Raw genomic sequence first — 1988 nt, 5'->3', positions numbered from 1 at the left:
TGCCATACTTGGTTTGGCGGAAAATGCTTGTCACTCTAGGTGTGCTGTTTTCTTACGCGAGCTAACTGAATGATTTTACGTTGCTAAGATCAGCAGTTTCACTGGGGATGCAGCATAAAATATGTTTATTCAACAAAGCCCCTCGACGGTATAATTCAGGGGTTTTACCGTTTCTGTATACACTTCACTGCTCCTCATCAAGTGATTCAGACAACATCCTAAAAAATGAGTGACCATTCTTCAATGTATTACGATTAACAGGGCTTTGTTGAATAAATAGATTTTATGCTGGCAGCCCAGCGAAACGACGGATCCTCGCAACGTAAAATCATGCAGTTAGGCATCATGAGAAAAGTGTACACCTGAGATGGCAAGCATTTTCAACCAAAACTGGCATGGAAAAACAGCATGATTACCTATTATTCAACAAAGCCGATTAACAGATAAAACTGCAGCGCTTATCAAACCTGACATATATGGCGACAGTAACCCGTATACAAAAAAACAGGCCCCAGCGGCCGGTATCAAAAAAGCATTATGTTATTGTTATAATCATGTCCTGGTGACGGCAAGTCTGTAGTTATACGTCAAGCCCGTTAATCCACAGCATCAGATACACCAGGTCAGCCGAATCCGGCACTGTGATATACCAGCGCGGATGCGCGTACTCGTCCTCATGCGGCCAGCTCGTCTGCCCCGTCACGGTGATAAGGATGTTTACCGCCTGCTTCAGCTTTCCCTCAAGGTAGATGGCCACGCTGCTGCTGAGTCCCACCCGGTGCGGGTGACAGGTCATCCTTACCGGGCCGGTCAGTCGCTGTCTTATCATTGCCCGCAGCCTCATAAGGTGCTGATGGGTCGCCGGGAGCACGCCCGGCTCCCCCTGGGGCGACAGGGTGAACAGCGCTGAGCCACTGTGCTCATGAATAGTGGGTTCAGGGTACTTCAGTGTCATCATACCGTGGCAGGCTCCTGTTGATTCTCCGTCAGACCGCGCAGACGGTCCAGATTCAGTGCGACGCGTTTTGCCGCCTCCAGTTCGCTGCAGTTAAACTGATTCATCAGCGCCCGGCGTTCGGCTTTCTCCTCTTTTTCCGTCATGCACAGTGCCAGGAAGAGACTGGGCGGCACGGCACGAAACAGCGCCTCGATGCGCTTCGCCAGTACCACGCCCTCGGTATAACAGCCGGACAGTTTACTGGCGGACAGCAGCACCTATTCCTGCTCCGGCGTCAGCGCACGGAAGCGGCTGATGTCTTTTACCTCCTCCGGGGGCATGGTCAGACAAATCCACCATTCCGCCATGTTCAGCATTTTCTCGGCAATATCCGGATAGTCTTTAAGGTTCTGGGTGGCCAGCCACAACCAGGCCCCGAGCTTACGCCACATTTTGACCACCTTGGTCATATACGGCGACAGCAGCGGGTTGACCGTGACGATATGCGCCTCATCCACTGTGAAGACAATATCCCGGCCTAGGAACTGGTCACGCTCCGCGATGATGTTAATCATGTTGGTCATCGAGACCATGGTCAGGGCCATCTGCGCCTCGTAGCCCTCACGCGCCAGATGCCCCAGGTCAACCAGCGTCACGTCCGCCTCCGGCCACAGCGCCCCTTCACGGTTAAACAGCTCCGCTTCAAAGCTCCCGGCCTGGGTGAACATGCCCAGGGACTCCGCCATCTCCGCCGCTTTCGCCTTGCGCTGGGCATTGCGGACATTAATGACGCCCTCATCGTTGTCAGAGGCAATGTCGTACAGCGCCTGTTGCAGGTCAGACGGCAGCATCTGCCGCCCTTCTTTATACGTGGCATGCGCCGCCATCAGCAGCGCCTCACGTATCATCGCCGGCTTTGTTGAATAAATAGAACTTTTGGGTAATCATCGGAGCAGATCACCACAGTTGTTTCAAAATCAGGTCTCCATGGCAAAACAAAATTTTAAAATCACCAACTGGCCCTCTTATAACAAGGCCCTAAAGCAGCGCG

At 52.7% G+C, this 1988-nt stretch carries 1 protein-coding gene and 1 pseudogene; both read right to left on the bottom strand.

Annotated features, from left to right (window positions below; all coding sequences use genetic code 11):
* Positions 1–580: 580 nt before the first annotated feature.
* On the bottom strand, positions 581–958 hold the full coding sequence (locus QZ506_RS07395) for an acetyltransferase (protein ID WP_291970123.1): 378 nt from the start codon (positions 956–958) through the stop codon (positions 581–583).
* Positions 955–1848 (bottom strand): annotated as a pseudogene (locus tag QZ506_RS07390) (conjugative transfer ATPase); the annotation flags it as partial. The gene QZ506_RS07395 and the pseudogene QZ506_RS07390, both read right to left, overlap by 4 nt.
* Positions 1849–1988 lie beyond the last annotated feature (140 nt).

The sequence above is a fragment of the Candidatus Symbiopectobacterium sp. genome (assembly GCF_020054415.1).
Lineage (GTDB): Bacteria > Pseudomonadota > Gammaproteobacteria > Enterobacterales > Enterobacteriaceae > Symbiopectobacterium.
This window is presented reverse-complemented; position numbering and strand designations above follow the sequence as displayed.

Excerpts from the sequence above, each read along its gene's own strand:
- QZ506_RS07395 (WP_291970123.1), bottom strand. The coding sequence starts at position 958 with ATGATGACACTGAAGTACCCTGAACCCACTATTCATGAGCACAGTGGC.